Source organism: Crocosphaera sp. XPORK-15E (genome assembly GCF_034931425.1).
Taxonomy (GTDB): Bacteria; Cyanobacteriota; Cyanobacteriia; order Cyanobacteriales; family Microcystaceae; genus UHCC-0190.
The window spans coordinates 183,824-198,578 of sequence record NZ_JAYGHQ010000008.1 but is presented as its reverse complement, the minus strand read 5'-3'; the positions used below and the strand labels follow the sequence as shown (position 1 = coordinate 198,578).

The window sequence follows — 14,755 nt, the reverse complement described above, 5'->3', positions numbered from 1 at the left end:
AACCTATGACTGCACCAAATAAGTTACGTCAATTATTAGATGAACCAGGAATTTTGGCTGCACCAGCAGTTTATGATTGTATCGGGTCTAAGTTAGCAGAAAAAGCCGGATTTCCTCTTATTTTTACCAGTGGATTTGGCATTTCTGCTTCTCTGCTTGGTCTTCCTGACATGGGTTTTTTAACAGCAACGGAAATGTTAAATCAGGTCAAAAATATTATTAAATCTGTTAATATTCCGGTAATTTGTGACCTTGATACAGGATACGGAAATGTCTTAAATGTCAGACGAACTATTGAAGATGTAGTACAATTTGGGGCAGCAGGAATCATTTTAGAAGATCAGGAATGGCCCAAGAAATGTGGGCATTTTGAAGGGAAAAAAGTCATCCCGACTGACGAAATGGTAAAGAAGATTAAAGCTGCTGTTGATGCCAGAAATAATAGTAATTTAGTGATTATTGGGAGAACAGATGCCAGGGCAATTTATGGACTTGATGAAGCCTTAAATCGAGGGAAACAATATCAAGAAGCGGGGGCTGATATTATTTTTATTGAAGCCCCACAGTCGGTTGAAGAATTAGAAAAAATTGTCACCTATTTTCCTGATATTCCTTTATTTGCTAATATTATTGAAGGAGGAAAAACTCCTTGTTTGACTGTCAATGAACTTGAAAAAATGGGATTTAAGTTAGTTGCTTTTGCCTTATCAGGGTTATTAAGTGGGACTAACGCAGTTTCTCACTATTTTGAACAGTTGAAGCAGACAGGAACCGTTAATCAAAATAATGATTTTTGTCAATTTCAGGACTTTAAAAACTTAATCGAAGTTGATAAATATAGGGAGTTAGAAATGTCAAATATATGAAAATTTTGATCGTTGAAGATGACATGGAAATTTCTAAATTGATTAAAGAAACCTTAGAAAGAGAGTCTTTTTCTTGTGAAGTTGCTCATGATGGGTTAGCTGCGTTAGAATTATTTCAGAGACAAGAACCAGATCTAATTATCTTAGATTTAATGTTACCTAAATTAGATGGTTTAGAGGTTTGTACTCGTATTCGTCAAAAATTAACCGCTAAAGACCCTTATATTTTAATGTTAACTGCAAAAGGAGAAGAAATTGATCGGGTTATTGGACTATCAACCGGGGCCGATGATTATTTAGTAAAACCCTTTAGTCCCATTGAATTAGTCGCAAGAGTTCGCGCTTTATTAAGACGTAGTTTACGTCATGGATCAACCCAAAATAATACGTATGAAACTGCTCATTTTATTGTAGATTTGGATCGTCATGTTGCCACCAGAAAACTAGCAAATAAATCAGAAGAAACCTTAGAATTAACCACTTTAGAATTTAATCTATTATCTACTTTTATGAGTTATCCTGGACGGGTATGGAGTCGCACTCAATTAATAGATAAACTCTGGGGGAATGACTTTTTTGGGGATGAAAGGGTTGTCGATACTCATGTGAGAAGATTACGCAAAAAAATTGAACCTGATACTGCAAATCCTACCTTTATTAAAACGGTTGTCGGGGTGGGTTATAAATTTGAAGATGAATCATAAAATAAATAATAAGCTGTTTGACATTGTGTGTAGAATTAGTTAGCCTAAATTAGAACAGGGTAGAAGTGCTGGAAAAGTCAGATCAGGAGGAATACCAGAGGTAAATGAATTATTATCAACAAGAACTAATTATTCAAACCAGAGGAAAAGACTTTCATCCTCTTACGGATCAAGTTGCAAAAATTGTGGCAAAATCTGGAATTAATATCGGATTATGTACTATTTTTGTCCGTCATACTTCGGCATCTCTAATCATTCAAGAAAATGCCGATCCTGATGTTTTAAAAGATTTATCTAATTTTTTGGCAACCTTAGTGCCTGAAAATCCTAAACTTTATTTTCATAGCACGGAAGGGGTTGATGATATGCCGGCCCATATTCGTTCTACTTTAACAAAAACCTCCGAACAAATCCCCATATCTGGCGGAAAATTATTATTAGGAACTTGGCAAGCTATATATTTATGGGAGCATCGTCAGCATAGTCATTCCAGAAAAATTGTTATACATATACATGGGGAATAATCTTCAAAAAGCCAGGGGAAATATAGTGCTACCCATCAAGTTTAATACATTGGTAAAAGCAACAATAAGGTGGGAGTGTGTTAGTTTAAGGGTGAAATTGGGCATAATAAACGTAACCCTAAGACTCAGGGTATCTAATCCCTATGTTACAATCTCAACAAATCCTTTGCGATCGCTATCAACTCACCCAATGTTTGGCCAATAATGCGGGCCGTCAAACCTGGTTAGCCAGTGATATTATAACATCCCCCAATCAATCGGTTATTGTCAAACTGTTAGCGTTTCATTCGGAAATGCACTGGGATGATTATAAATTATTTGAACGGGAAGGGGATGTCTTAAAACAGTTAAATCATCCCAAAATTCCCAGGTATCAAGATTATTTTACCATAGAAAAGAAAGCAGGAGAAAGTCTTTGTTGGTTTGGGTTAGTTCAAGATTATATTCCAGGGAAAACCTTACAGCAATTATTAGAAGAAGGAAAACACTTTACAGAAGAAAATGTTAAAAATATTGCTATTCAAGTTTTAGAAATTCTGCAATATTTACATAACTTTGAACCACCAATTTTACACAGAGATATTAAACCCAGTAATTTAATTTTAACAGAAGATGAGCAAGTTTATTTAGTGGATTTTGGAGCCGTTCAAAATGCTGCTGCTGTGGAAGGTGTTACCTTTACTGTAGTGGGAACAACAGGTTATGCACCTCTAGAACAATTATGGGGAAAAGCGGTTCCTGCTTCTGATTTATATGGGTTAGGTGCAACTTTAATTCACTTATTAACAGGGGTTTCTCCTATTAATTTACCCCAAGATAATTTAAGAATTCAATTCAGCGATCGCTTGAGTATTGAAGCATTTTTTGTTAAGTGGATCGAGCGTTTAATTAACCCTGATTTAAACAGTAGATTTAAAACAGCAAAAGAAGCATTAATTTCTCTGAATAATAAGCGTTTTCCTAAAGATAGTTTAGAATTTATTGCTTTACCCTTGGCGAGTAAGATACAATTACAAGAATCTTCTCATCAATCTATTTTATCAATTCCAGGAAAACTATTGACAGTATATTTTAATAAAACCAATTGGGGTCAGCAATTACTAACAATTGGCTTTAATTTTATAAAATTATCAGGTCTTATTTTATTAGCTATTTTGCTCTTAAGCCTAATTATTATTATTTTAATTATGTTTAAGACTCCTGGATTAATTAAAGATTATGTACAACCATTTGGCAATCTATTATTGGCTATTTCTCAACTAATTAAATTCAATTTAATCATGCACATAGTTCTCGCTCCAGGTTGTCTTCTTATCTATTTTTTAGGCGATAAGGTATCTTCAAAAATTAAAGATTTAAAGTATAAGTATACTTATATACCGCAAATTTTGACAGTAATTTCCCTATTATTTCTACGCAGTTTTTGGGTAATATTTGTTTTTGTATTGATTTATTTCGAGTTTTCTTTGGTTGGTTTAGCTTGGTTGAAAATAGAATTTAGAATTTTGAGCAAATTCATTAAACTATATGCAAAAAGTTTCAATAATATACTTTTTCAATTGCTTCATAATATCAATAGTTTGGGATTTATAAAAATTGGTACATTTACGAATTATGAAATTAATATATATAGTGATTATCAATTAATTAGACTCAAAAAAAGTTTGATAAGTTTGTCAAAAACAAAATCTTATCATCTTTCTAAACTGACTTTATTTTATATTGATAAGTTCGATAATTTAATTATTCAAGAAAAGCAATCAAAAAAGAAAGAAAGTTATTATTTAGACATTTCGTATCAAGAAAAATTATGGTTAAACCATTATCTCAAAAATCGTCTAGAGACTATCAGCAACTCTATCACAAAAACCTCTGAATCTTGACAGTCTAGAAGACTGTGTTACTGTTAAATTTTAACCTTGATCAACCTAACTTATTCTAATTATGTTAACCCTTGATACTATTCTTAACCAACGATATCAATTACAAGAAAAACTGAGTCAATATGCAGGCCGTCAAACCTGGAAAGCAATTGATTTAGAAACATCACCGACAGAAGAAGTTATCATTAAACTATTAGCTATTAATCCCAATGTTACCTGGGAAGCGATTAAATTATTTGAAAGAGAAGCTCAAGTTCTCAAAAATTTAGATCATCCAAAAATACCCAATTATCGAGATTATTTTACCCTAGATAAACAACAAGAATCTGACTTAACTTGGTTGGTTACAGTACAAGATTATATTCCTGGAATTTCCTTAAAACAATGGCTGGATAAACATCATAAAATGACCGATAAACAGGTTTTTCGTATTGCTTTAGAAATCCTAGATATTTTAATCTATTTGCATGAATTAAACCCTCCTATTATCCACCGAGATATTAAACCCAGTAACTTAATTTTAGGTGAAGATGGTCATATTTATTTAGTAGATTTTGGCGCAGTTCAAGATAAAACTCGTCAAGAAGGAGCAACTTTTACTATTGTTGGATCAAATGGTTATGCACCACCAGAACAATTATGGGGACAAGCAATTCCTGCCTCAGATTTATACGCATTAGGAGCAACTTTGATTCAATTACTAACAGGAAAATCTCCATCAGAACTATTACATAATAATCGTTTACAGTTTAGTTATGAAATAGAATTAAATCCTAATTTAGTGACTTGGTTAGAACAATTAATTAATCCCGCACCGGAAAAACGTATTCAATTATCTCGCCAAGCTTATGAACAATTATACCTAATTTCTCAGACTAAACTTCCTCAAACGAAAGAAAGTCTTAGTCCTTTTTCTAAAAAAATAATTATCAGTGCTATTTTATTGTTTTCTACTGGAATTTCCTCAGTAATCTTATATTTTACTTATCAAAAATATGCAGTTCCTCGAAATGTGTTATATCACCTTCCAATACTAATGAAAAGCATCATACGCAGTCAACAAGTTTATTTATTAGAGAAGGGAGAAATGCCTCAAACTACAGAACAGATGGCACTTCCATCTGATCGTAACTTCACATATAAAATAGACAAAATAAACCCTTATACAATGATAACTTATGGTATTCCTAACAAACCTAATCAATGGACTCCAGGGGCAGTAACTGCGGTTTCTTTTAATCCTCAAATGAGACAATATACTACAACTCTCTGTATTACGACTTCTCCTGTGACTAAAATCGAAGATATTCCACAACCTATGATGACAACATCACCTATTATGATGACAGGTAATCAAAGAATTGATTTTACTTGTGCCAAGGGAACAAAAGAATACAAGGATTAATTTTATTTAAAGTTTTCTAAATCAAAAAATATTTTATCAACCATTTAGCTATCTTTACTCAGCAAATACTCCACTGCCCGTTGAAGTTGTTCAGTTCGATCTATCTGTTCCCTATGACTTTCTCGCATTTCTTCAACAAAGCGATCAATGCGGCGATTTGTTGCAATACTAATTTCAGAAAGTTGCTGAATGCTTTGCTGTATCTGTTCCATATTCTGTTCAATGCGATCTAATCGAGAAGAACGCCACCACATGAAACTTGCCTCTAAAATCCTTTATGTTTTGACTATAACATATTTGGTATTTAAAGTATTCTAAATCAGGAAACATTTTAGAGACATTTTTGGTTTTTTCTCTCTTTAACTAAATCATATGACTTATGTAGGGGCAATTAATGAATTGCCCCTAATGTGGTGGGTTACGGTGGATAATTAATGAATAAATTAGCAGCATAGCTATCGCCACCTAACCCACCCCACACTAATTATCACTCTCATTATCATTAACCAGTTTTTCCTCTCATTCTTCCAACTTTTGCCGAAGAATTTCTAAAGCTTCTTTTTCTTCCTTTAACTTTGCTTCTAATTCTTGAATATGTTCTTTTTGGGTTTCTAATTCTAATTGGCGACGGGTTAAATCTAAACTTTTAGCAGTGATTTCCTGTCGCCATTGTTCAACTTTTTCCTGTTCTTGTTCCACCCATTCAGGGTTCATCACCTCATTACTTAAATAGGTTTCAACCAGGTGAATCACCCAATTTTGCGCTGCTTCAACCTTAACAACTTGTTGATTATCTCCTAACTCAACCAACACTAAGGCCCCATCACCTAACGGTAGGGAAGGTTCATAGGAGATAACCTCTGAGTCAATCACATCCCAGAGGTATTGAGACTGTTGGCGTGCCAGTAACTGAAGTTCCATCTCGCCTGAAGTCTTATTCTGTTTCACTTGGGCCAGGTACAGCATAGCGGATTAGGGTTTCAGGGGTGGCTTTGTTCTTACTATTCCAGACTTTTGAGACGTTCTCGTAAGATTTCAGCTTGTTTTTCAGCTTCAGCAAGAGCATCTCTTGCCCCTTGAACAACCTCTTGGGGGGCTTTATTAACAAAACCAGAGTTGTTTAGGCGACCCGTGAGAGCTTTAGCTTCAGCTTCAATTTTACTTAAACTCTTCTCTAATTTGGCACGAAGACTGGCAATGTCAACGACACCCGACAGATGAATTAACGCCTGTATGGTTCCGACGACTCCAGCAATCACTTGTTCCGTCTCTTGTGTTAATTGGGGTGTAATGGTCAATTTTTCCACTTTCCCAATGTCTTTAATGTAAGTTTGACACGATTCTAGAATAGACCTTTCTTGGTCACTTTCACTCTGTAATATTACGGAAACCTTGGCTCCTGGTTTGATATCCGCTTCGGCCCGCAGGTTACGCAGGGTGCGAATGGTTTCAAATAACAGGGTGAATGATTCCTCTAACTCTGGGTTAATCAAGGTTTCATCTACCACAGGATAGGGTTGTCGGGCTAAAAATTGCTCCTTACTTTGAGTGAGGGTTTGCCAAATTTCTTCGGTAATATGGGGCATGAAGGGATGGAGTAACTTGAGCGTACCATCTAACACTAATGCCAAGGTTTGTTGAGCCACCAAACGGGAGGGAATATCTTGCCATAAACGGGTTTTTACCAGTTCAATATACCAGTCGCACAAATCCCCCCAGATGAACTCATAAAGCCCTTTAGAGGCTTCTCCTAAGCCATAAGATTCAATGTAATCCCTGGTTTCTTTTACTACTTGATAATAACGGGAAAGTAGCCAGCGATCGCATAATTCTAATTTATCTATATCAGGAGTTCCCAAACTTTGGGGGGTTTCTCCTTTCAAATTCATCATCACAAATCGGGCCGCATTCCAGAGTTTATTGGCGAAGTTTCGGGAAGCTTCAACGGATTCTGATTCATCAGTTTTGCGGTCATATTGTAAGCTAATATCTTGACCGGCCCCGGCTACTTCTCTAATTAAAGTATAACGTAAGGCATCGGTTCCATACTTGGCCACTAATATTAAAGGATCAATACCGTTATTGGAAGATTTAGACATTTTTTTGCCGTTTTCATCCCGTACCAGTCCATGAATATAGACATCTTGAAAGGGCATTTGGTCGGTGAAATATCCGGCCATCATGGTCATTCTGGCTACCCAAAAGAAGATAATATCAAATCCTGTTACTAGGGTACTGGTAGGATAATAAGTTTTAAAATCTTCTGTATTTTCGGGCCATCCTAAAGTTGAAAAAGGCCATAAACCAGAAGAAAACCAAGTATCTAAGACATCGGGATCTTGTTCTAATTTAACATTTTTGCCGTATTTTTGTTGAGCTTTTTCTAAGGCTTCTGTTTCATTATCCGCCACAATAAAAGGCGTATGATCGGTAATTGCGTTATTAGTTTCACTGATAACATACCAAGCAGGAATTTGATGACCCCACCATAATTGACGAGAAATACACCAATCTTTTAATTTAATTAACCAATCTCGATAAACTTTTGTCCACCTTTCCGGTACAAACCGAGGTGAATTTTGTTCATCAAGAAACTTTAAGGCTTTTTGTGAAAGGGGGTCAATTTTTACAAACCATTGAGTTGATAATAACGGTTCAACTGGAACCTTTCCCCTGTCACTATAGGGAACCGCATGACGGTATTCTTCAATCTTAATTAAAAAGCCATCTTCTTCTAACTTTTTAACCATATTTTTTCTCGCTACATACCGATCTTGTCCGGCAAAAATTCCCGCATTTTCGTTTAAAGTGCCGTCCTTATTCATAATATTAATAAACGGCAAATTATGACGGTTTCCCATCTCAAAATCATTGGGGTCATGGGCCGGCGTAACTTTCACACAACCTGTCCCAAATTCAAGATCAACTAATTCATCTCCAAAGATAGGAATTTCTCGCCCCACAATGGGCAAAGTTACAGTTTTACCGATTAATTTTTGATAGCGTTTATCATTAGGATTAACAGCTACTCCCGTATCTCCTAACATGGTTTCCGGTCTTGTGGTTGCCACTTCTACATAACCGCTACCATCGGTTAAAGGATAACGAAAATGCCATAAATATCCATCAACTTCTTTACTTTCAACTTCTAAATCTGATACGGCAGATAAAGAAGCGGGACACCAGTTTACTAAATAATTGCCCCGATAAATTAACCCTGCTTCATAGAGTTTTACAAAGGCAGTTCTAACCGCTTTTGATAACCCTTCATCAAGAGTAAAACGTTCCCTTGACCAATCAGCAGATAAACCCATCCGCTTTAACTGATTAACGATTGTACCGCCAGATTCTTCCTTCCATTGCCAAGCTTTTTCTAAGAATTTTTCCCGTCCAATATCATAACGGGTTTTGCCTTCTGCTTTTAACTGCCTATCAAGAATTGTATGAACCGCTATACTCGCATGGTCAGTTCCAGGGAGACACAGGGTATTGTAGCCATTCATACGATGATACCGCACCAACACATCCATGAGACAATCTTCAAAGGCATGGCCCATGTGCAAGCTTCCCGTGACGTTGGGGGGAGGGATAACAATGCAAAAGGTTTTCCCTTGCTTGCTGCTGTCTGCTTTGAAGACTTGATGAGTTTCCCAAGCTTCTTGCCATTTGGCCTCAGTGGTTTTAGGGTCGTATTGGGTTGGTAATTCGGGTATAGTTGCAGTCATAGACGATTAAAATAGGGGTGTCTGTCGTTATCCTTATTCAAATTATGCCAGACCATCGGGATTAAAAGGTATAACTTAGATTTCAACCCCTAAGTGTTATGACCCCCGTTAACTTGGAGAACAGTGCCAGTGACGAAGCTACTAGCGACTGGTGAAAGCAAAAAAGCGACCGCCCAAGCAACCTCATGGGGTTTACCGAAGCGACGGAACGGAATCTCCGCAATGATTTTCTCTTTCACTTTATCTGGCATAGCGTTAGTCATCTGCGTCTCAATAAATCCTGGTGCCACAGCATTAGCCCGTACTCCATACCGGGCCGCCTCTAACGCGAGAGATTTCGTCAGACCAATGACACCCGCTTTAGCGGCTGCGTAATTTGTCTGACCAATGTTTCCTCTCTCACCCGAAATAGAACTGATACAGACAACTGAACCCTCTCGTCGCTCATACATCTTTGGAATCACGGGGCTTAGTGTATTGTATATTCCCTTTAAGTTAGTTTCTATGACCGCATCCCAGTCATTGATGGTTAATTTGGGAAAAAAGTTGTCTCGCGTGATTCCCGCGTTAGCGACAACTCCGTAAATCGGCCCTAATTTCTGTTCGACTTCTTCCACTGCTTGTGCCATTGCTGTCGAATCAGTCACATCGGCTTGAATGGCCAGAGAATCCTCGTCCAAATTGCGATCGCTACGATAAGTGTAAGCGACCTGACTTCCCAACTCCTTTAATAGACTAACAATTGCTGCTCCAATGCCTCGATTGCCGCCAGTCACTAAGACGACTTTGTTTTCTAATCCTAAATATTGCATATCGTCAAGTAGATGTTAACTGTTCTTTTACTTTAATCGCTCGATGGCGATCGCTGTGCCACCACCAGTGCCATGACAGACTGCTGCCAATCCTAGATGTCCATCTCTTTGCTCCAAAGCATTAAGCAGTGTCACAATAATACGCGCCCCTGAAGCACCTATGGGATGTCCCAAAGAGATCGCCCCTCCATGGACATTCAGTTTATCGTAAGGAACCCCCAAAAATCGGTTAAACAAGATATTACTCAACGCGAAAGCCTCATTGTTCTCGAATAAGTCAAAATCGGTGATTTTCATGTCTAACTTCTCTAAAAGCTTCTTGACAGCATAAATGGGAACTTCTGGAAACCGCCACGTTTCCCCGCCCGCTAAGGTTCCTTTCATGATGCGAGCAATCGGCTTGAGTCCGTGTTCTTCTACTGCCCTTTGACTTGCTAAAACCAGAGCAGCGGCCCCATCTGATATCTGACTACTATTACCCGCCGTGAATATTCCATCTGCTTTGAAAGCAGGTTTGAGTTGGGCCAGTTTCTCCTTAGTGGTATCTGGACGAATTCCTTCATCTTCTTCTACCAGTTGCACACCTTTTTTGCCCTTGACCTCAATCGGTACGATTTCGTGCTTTAATAAACCTTGCTGAGTCGCACTTGTGGCCCGCTCATGAGAATATACAGATACTTCATCGAGTTCTTCTCTGGTTACGCCATAAGTTTCTGCCAACTTTTCAGCCTGATCTCCCATCTTTTCCGATGTGGTGGGATCGCTAAGACCATCAGACACTAAGAGATCAATAATTTGCTCGGACGAATTTAGCAGTAATTTAGTTCCCCATCTAACTCGATGGGATAGTAATAATCCGCTTTGGGACATGGATTCCATGCCACCCGCAAGTACGATGTCAGCCTCACCAGCCGCGATCGCCATAGCACCGTTCATGACACTCATCATTCCTGACGAACACACCATATCCACTGCATATCCGTTGGCTGTGTCTGGAATACCCGCCTTAAACGCGGCTTGACGAGGCAATAACTGTCCATGACCAGAACGGAGTACGTTACCGAAAATGTACAAGTCTACCAAGTCCCCAGATACTCCAGCCCGTTGTAGCGCGGCCCGCATAGATATTGCGCCTAAATCCACTGGGGAAAAATCGGCCAGAACTCCGCCGAATCGACCCAAGGGCGTGCGTACTGATGAAACAATGTAGACTTGTTGCATATTCTCACTCTTATTTTGCAAATTTGATGGAACTTGATAATTGATAATTAATAATTGATAATTGATAATTAATAGGGGGAAAAAAGAAAAAAATTTTTTCTCAATCCTCTCCTTTCAAGAGAGATGTAATTATCAATTATCCATTTTTTAATCTCTCTATAATCTTGTTTCTAGAAATGTTTTCGCTTGTTTTTTCCCATCTTCAATCAGTCGATTAATGCTTTCGGGACTGCGATCAAGTTTACTTTCATAGTTGAGGCTTTTTTGTAAGTCCTCGGACATTTCTAGAAAAGGAATATAGTAAGGTTTGTCTTCTTTTTCAACAAAAGATTTGGGGATTTTGATAGGGTGTTGAACACCCATCTCGTGTAAAAACTCGTCTTTAAATGCTCCTCTTAATAAGAGATCATTAAGTCTCTCAACGCTTTGCAAACTTTGGAATAAAGAAACATTCCCTTCAAGTTCATTACGTCTATCTAAAATATCATCAGGTGAAACTGGAATCGTATCTCTGCGTGTTGGGTTCAACTTAATTACCCAAATTTCTTGGGGAAGATTTTCCAAACCAACAAAGTAGGGACTGGTCAATTCAGTGATGGGGGGATTATCTGAAAATATGCCGTCCCAATAAGCGTCTTCACCAATTTCAACGGCTGGAAAAATATTGGGAATCGCACAGGATGCCAGAATATGCTCAACTTTAATCGGTTCATGAGATGAGTTAAACATCCACAATTTTCCGGTGAGAACATTACTCGCACCCAAAAGAAGAACAGGAGAGCTTGGTTGTACTCCCCAAGAGGCGACTTCTTGGAAATCGATGTGAGCTTCTAGCAATTCCTGAAAATTGGTAAATCCACTCCTCAAACCTAATGTTTGTGTGGTAAAAGACATCAATTTCTTAAATTTTTGGGAGGCGGGACTGGTACTAAACTGTGGAAGTATTCCTTTGCTGGTAAATTCTAGGGTGTTAATGGCAAAACTATTAAACAGACGTTCTTGATAAGTTTGGGCAGTATTATCCTTCCAGAAATCAAGTAATCGCCCCGCCGCCGGATTCTCGCCTTTTTTGAGGGCGTACCAGCTTAAAGCCGCACACAAAGCTCCTCCTGATGTTCCACTTAAACTCACAATCTCAAACTTGTCTTGAATATTATTCTCAAAAAGGGTTTGAAGGGCCCCTGCTGTGAAAGCAGCATGGCTACCGCCTCCCTGACAAGCGATCGCAATTTTAGTTTTCATGAACACTCCTCAAAATTACTGCTACAGATTATAGTTGAGTCCGAATTTATTTGCCAATGAATAATACTAAGCCACTATATACATGGATGTTTAAGATTACATTAAATTATTCTTGTCGTAAACTACCTGACCTTTAATAACTTGGTGTTAACATTTTCCCTAATTATGAAGTTCGCGCTATTGTATTCTTGAAGCGTTAATATGAAATTCTCAATAAAGGAACAAAAAATGGAAAATGCCTGGCAGGATTTCTTTCCCAAATTTGAATCTGGAGAAGACTGGCAAGAATCCTTAAATAACTACACGCAAAAGCTACGACATCAGGTTGAGTACACCGAGAAGCTACGCCATCAGGTTGAAGAATTATTAATGGGAACGCTCAAAAATAGTCAAGATCCAGCAGAATTATGGCAGATCTATATTCAAGAGATGCAGAAGTTTAACCAACTTTGGGTAGATGGGTTAGGGGCATCTATCGAATCACTCGGTAAGCCTGAGAAAATGAGTGCTAGTCAACCTTGGATTGAGCTAAACAACCTCTACTGGAACTTAATGTATGAGAAAACCTTGGGCAGTTTGACTCAGATTCCCTTGTGGGGCCAGAGTCGCAGCTTTAACCAAAAATTAATGAAAGCATTTGATGCTTGGGAGAAACTCTATCCGACGAGCATTAATTATCAGATAGTTTTAACTGAGATTCAACTGCAATCTTTTGAAGAACTAATGCAAGAGATGATCTCCTTGGCAGAAACGGGGGAAAAAGTTAAAGACTGGCAACAGTTTCAACAACTGTGGTGTCGCACTGCTGATAAAGTATTTGAAAAAGCATTTTGCTCAGAAGACAATCTCAAGGTTCGGGGCAAATTTTTGAATGCCATGAATCAGCATAAACTCTGTCAGCAAGAGTTAATGGAAGTATGGATGAAAATGATGAATATGCCCATACGCAGCGAAGTGGATGAAGTTCATAAAAGTATCTACGAGTTGCGAAAAGAAGTTAAGAACCTCAAAAAAACTTTAGCTAAATATGAAGCTCAGGCGCAAACAATTTCGCAAGATTCAGAAGAAATACCAACTCAGACATCTGATTGAATTTGAATAACAATAGGACTTACCAAACTGTAGGGGCAATTCATGAATTGCCCCTACAATAAAACACTATGTATACAGGCTTTGCCTAAGTCCTGAACAATAAACATTTACCACAAGGAAATATAAAACCATGCTGCCGTTTCTAATGATGCCAATGCCTTTTGAGGAAGCCGTCGAAAAGTATACTGAAATCGCAAAAAAAATGGCCAAAGGTTCCCCAAATTTGAGTCACCTACGGGAAGAAGACCTCGAAATTGGGGTAACACCTAAAGAGGTGGTCTATCGTGAGGACAAAGTTGTTTTATACCGCTTTAAGCCAGTAGTAGAACAGCCATTGAGCATTCCTGTCCTGATGGTTTATGCCTTGATCAATCGTCCTCTGATCGTTGATTTACAAGAAAATCGCTCATTAGTTGCTAATTTACTGAAATTGGGTTTGGATATTTATCTAATTGATTGGGGCTATCCTACCAGGGCTGACCGTTGGCTGACTCTAGATGACTATATTAATGGCTATCTTAATAACTGTGTTGATTTCATCAGAACAAAGCATAATTTAGACAAAATTAATCTGCTAGGAATTTGTCAGGGTGGAATATTTACTCTCTGCTACAGTGCTATCTATCAAGAAAAGGTTAAAAACCTAATTGTAATGATTGCCCCAGTCGATTTTAAACTCTCAAATACACTTTTGAATATGCAGGGGGGCTGCACTCTGAGGGCAGAAGCTTTCAATGTTGATCTAATGGTGGATGCTTTAGGTAATATCCCCGGCGAGTATCTCAACTTCGAGTTTGTGAGGCTAAAACCTTGGCAGCTAGGGATTCAGAAATATATAGATTTTATAGACATCATGGATGACGAAGACAAGCTGATTAACTTTCTGCGTATGGAAAAGTGGATCTTTGATAGTCCTGATCTTGCGGGGGAAACCTACCGACAGTTTCTTAAGGATTTCTATCAGGAAAATAAGTTAATTAAAGGTGAAGTAATAATTGGAGATAATCAGATAAATTTAGGTGATATTCAATTACCTGTACTTAATCTGTATGCCGAAAAGGATCATTTAGTCCCCCCTGCGTCTTCCTTAGCCTTAGAAAAGTATATTGGTACAAAAGACTATACAGTGCATTCTTTCCCCGTCGGACACATCGGTATGTATGTTAGTAGCAAAGTACAACAACACCTACCTCCCGTGATTGCAGAATGGCTGAAAATACGTTCTTAATAGGTCATTGCGAACGGATTGCTTCGCTAAGGCTCGCAATGACAACTTTTTTC

13 protein-coding genes are annotated in these 14,755 nt (G+C 37.9%); 7 read left to right on the top strand and 6 right to left on the bottom strand.

All coding sequences use genetic code 11. From position 1 onward, the window contains the following. Positions 1 to 5: 5 nt before the first annotated feature. From VB691_RS10485 to VB691_RS10465, 5 genes are all read left to right on the top strand, one after another. A complete protein-coding gene (locus VB691_RS10485) occupies positions 6 to 866 on the top strand; it encodes an isocitrate lyase/PEP mutase family protein (RefSeq protein WP_323291437.1) in 861 nt (286 codons plus the stop codon). Further along, positions 863 to 1,570, top strand: coding sequence for a response regulator transcription factor (locus VB691_RS10480; RefSeq protein ID WP_323291436.1), 708 nt, complete (start codon positions 863 to 865; stop codon positions 1,568 to 1,570). Before VB691_RS10485 ends, VB691_RS10480 begins: the two co-directional genes overlap by 4 nt. Positions 1,571 to 1,674: 104 nt before the next feature. Further along, complete coding sequence (locus tag VB691_RS10475; RefSeq protein WP_323291435.1) at positions 1,675 to 2,094, top strand: secondary thiamine-phosphate synthase enzyme YjbQ; 420 nt, start codon at positions 1,675 to 1,677, stop codon at positions 2,092 to 2,094. A gap of 143 nt (positions 2,095 to 2,237) precedes the next feature. Next, positions 2,238 to 3,977: a serine/threonine-protein kinase gene (locus VB691_RS10470; RefSeq protein ID WP_323291434.1), complete on the top strand. Its 1,740-nt coding sequence runs from the start codon at positions 2,238 to 2,240 to the stop codon at positions 3,975 to 3,977. A gap of 61 nt (positions 3,978 to 4,038) precedes the next feature. Next, positions 4,039 to 5,382 (top strand): protein kinase domain-containing protein, encoded by a 1,344-nt coding sequence (locus VB691_RS10465; RefSeq protein WP_323291433.1) that lies wholly within the window; start codon positions 4,039 to 4,041, stop codon positions 5,380 to 5,382. 44 nt (positions 5,383 to 5,426) lie between these two features. Here the strand turns inward: VB691_RS10465 and VB691_RS10460 are convergent, their stop codons facing one another. The 6 genes from VB691_RS10460 to VB691_RS10435 all read right to left on the bottom strand — a co-directional run bounded on the left by VB691_RS10460 (position 5,427) and on the right by VB691_RS10435 (position 12,382). Next, positions 5,427 to 5,636 carry a hypothetical protein gene (locus tag VB691_RS10460; protein ID WP_323291432.1) on the bottom strand — a complete coding sequence of 70 codons (210 nt, stop codon included), beginning with the start codon at positions 5,634 to 5,636 and terminating at the stop codon, positions 5,427 to 5,429. Between the two features lie 265 nt (positions 5,637 to 5,901). Further along, positions 5,902 to 6,348 (bottom strand): hypothetical protein, encoded by a 447-nt coding sequence (locus VB691_RS10455; protein ID WP_323291431.1) that lies wholly within the window; start codon positions 6,346 to 6,348, stop codon positions 5,902 to 5,904. A 35-nt stretch (positions 6,349 to 6,383) separates the two neighbouring features. Beyond that, the gene (locus VB691_RS10450; protein ID WP_323291430.1) at positions 6,384 to 9,107 is read right to left on the bottom strand and encodes a valine--tRNA ligase; all 2,724 of its coding nucleotides are present in this window, start codon (positions 9,105 to 9,107) and stop codon (positions 6,384 to 6,386) included. Positions 9,108 to 9,196: 89 nt separating this feature from the next. Then, the gene (gene phaB / locus VB691_RS10445) at positions 9,197 to 9,919 is read right to left on the bottom strand and encodes an acetoacetyl-CoA reductase PhaB (protein ID WP_323291429.1); all 723 of its coding nucleotides are present in this window, start codon (positions 9,917 to 9,919) and stop codon (positions 9,197 to 9,199) included. Between the two features lie 27 nt (positions 9,920 to 9,946). Continuing rightward, entirely contained in the window at positions 9,947 to 11,140 is a 1,194-nt protein-coding gene (locus VB691_RS10440) for a thiolase family protein (protein WP_323291428.1), read from the bottom strand. Positions 11,141 to 11,296: 156 nt separating this feature from the next. Then, a complete protein-coding gene (locus VB691_RS10435) occupies positions 11,297 to 12,382 on the bottom strand; it encodes a patatin-like phospholipase family protein (protein ID WP_323291427.1) in 1,086 nt (361 codons plus the stop codon). Between the two features lie 228 nt (positions 12,383 to 12,610). Here VB691_RS10435 and phaE point away from each other — a divergent pair, with 228 nt between their 5' ends. Both phaE and phaC read left to right on the top strand, forming a co-directional pair. Further along, entirely contained in the window at positions 12,611 to 13,474 is an 864-nt protein-coding gene (gene phaE, locus VB691_RS10430; RefSeq protein WP_323291426.1) for a class III poly(R)-hydroxyalkanoic acid synthase subunit PhaE, read from the top strand. 130 nt (positions 13,475 to 13,604) lie between these two features. Continuing rightward, complete coding sequence (gene phaC / locus VB691_RS10425) at positions 13,605 to 14,702, top strand: class III poly(R)-hydroxyalkanoic acid synthase subunit PhaC (protein ID WP_323291425.1); 1,098 nt, start codon at positions 13,605 to 13,607, stop codon at positions 14,700 to 14,702. Positions 14,703 to 14,755: the final 53 nt, after the last annotated feature.

What these genes read in the sequence shown, in the direction of transcription:
- VB691_RS10485 (WP_323291437.1), top strand. Translation starts at nt 6, where the DNA reads ATGACTGCACCAAATAAGTTACGTCAATTATTAGATGAACCAGGAATT.
- VB691_RS10480 (WP_323291436.1), top strand. Translation starts at nt 863, where the DNA reads ATGAAAATTTTGATCGTTGAAGATGACATGGAAATTTCTAAATTGATT.
- VB691_RS10475 (WP_323291435.1), top strand. Translation starts at nt 1,675, where the DNA reads ATGAATTATTATCAACAAGAACTAATTATTCAAACCAGAGGAAAAGAC.
- VB691_RS10470 (WP_323291434.1), top strand. Translation starts at nt 2,238, where the DNA reads ATGTTACAATCTCAACAAATCCTTTGCGATCGCTATCAACTCACCCAA.
- VB691_RS10465 (WP_323291433.1), top strand. Translation starts at nt 4,039, where the DNA reads ATGTTAACCCTTGATACTATTCTTAACCAACGATATCAATTACAAGAA.
- VB691_RS10460 (WP_323291432.1), bottom strand. Translation starts at nt 5,636, where the DNA reads ATGTGGTGGCGTTCTTCTCGATTAGATCGCATTGAACAGAATATGGAA.
- VB691_RS10455 (WP_323291431.1), bottom strand. Translation starts at nt 6,348, where the DNA reads ATGCTGTACCTGGCCCAAGTGAAACAGAATAAGACTTCAGGCGAGATG.
- VB691_RS10450 (WP_323291430.1), bottom strand. Translation starts at nt 9,107, where the DNA reads ATGACTGCAACTATACCCGAATTACCAACCCAATACGACCCTAAAACC.
- phaB (WP_323291429.1), bottom strand. Translation starts at nt 9,919, where the DNA reads ATGCAATATTTAGGATTAGAAAACAAAGTCGTCTTAGTGACTGGCGGC.
- VB691_RS10440 (WP_323291428.1), bottom strand. Translation starts at nt 11,140, where the DNA reads ATGCAACAAGTCTACATTGTTTCATCAGTACGCACGCCCTTGGGTCGA.
- VB691_RS10435 (WP_323291427.1), bottom strand. Translation starts at nt 12,382, where the DNA reads ATGAAAACTAAAATTGCGATCGCTTGTCAGGGAGGCGGTAGCCATGCT.
- phaE (WP_323291426.1), top strand. Translation starts at nt 12,611, where the DNA reads ATGGAAAATGCCTGGCAGGATTTCTTTCCCAAATTTGAATCTGGAGAA.
- phaC (WP_323291425.1), top strand. Translation starts at nt 13,605, where the DNA reads ATGCTGCCGTTTCTAATGATGCCAATGCCTTTTGAGGAAGCCGTCGAA.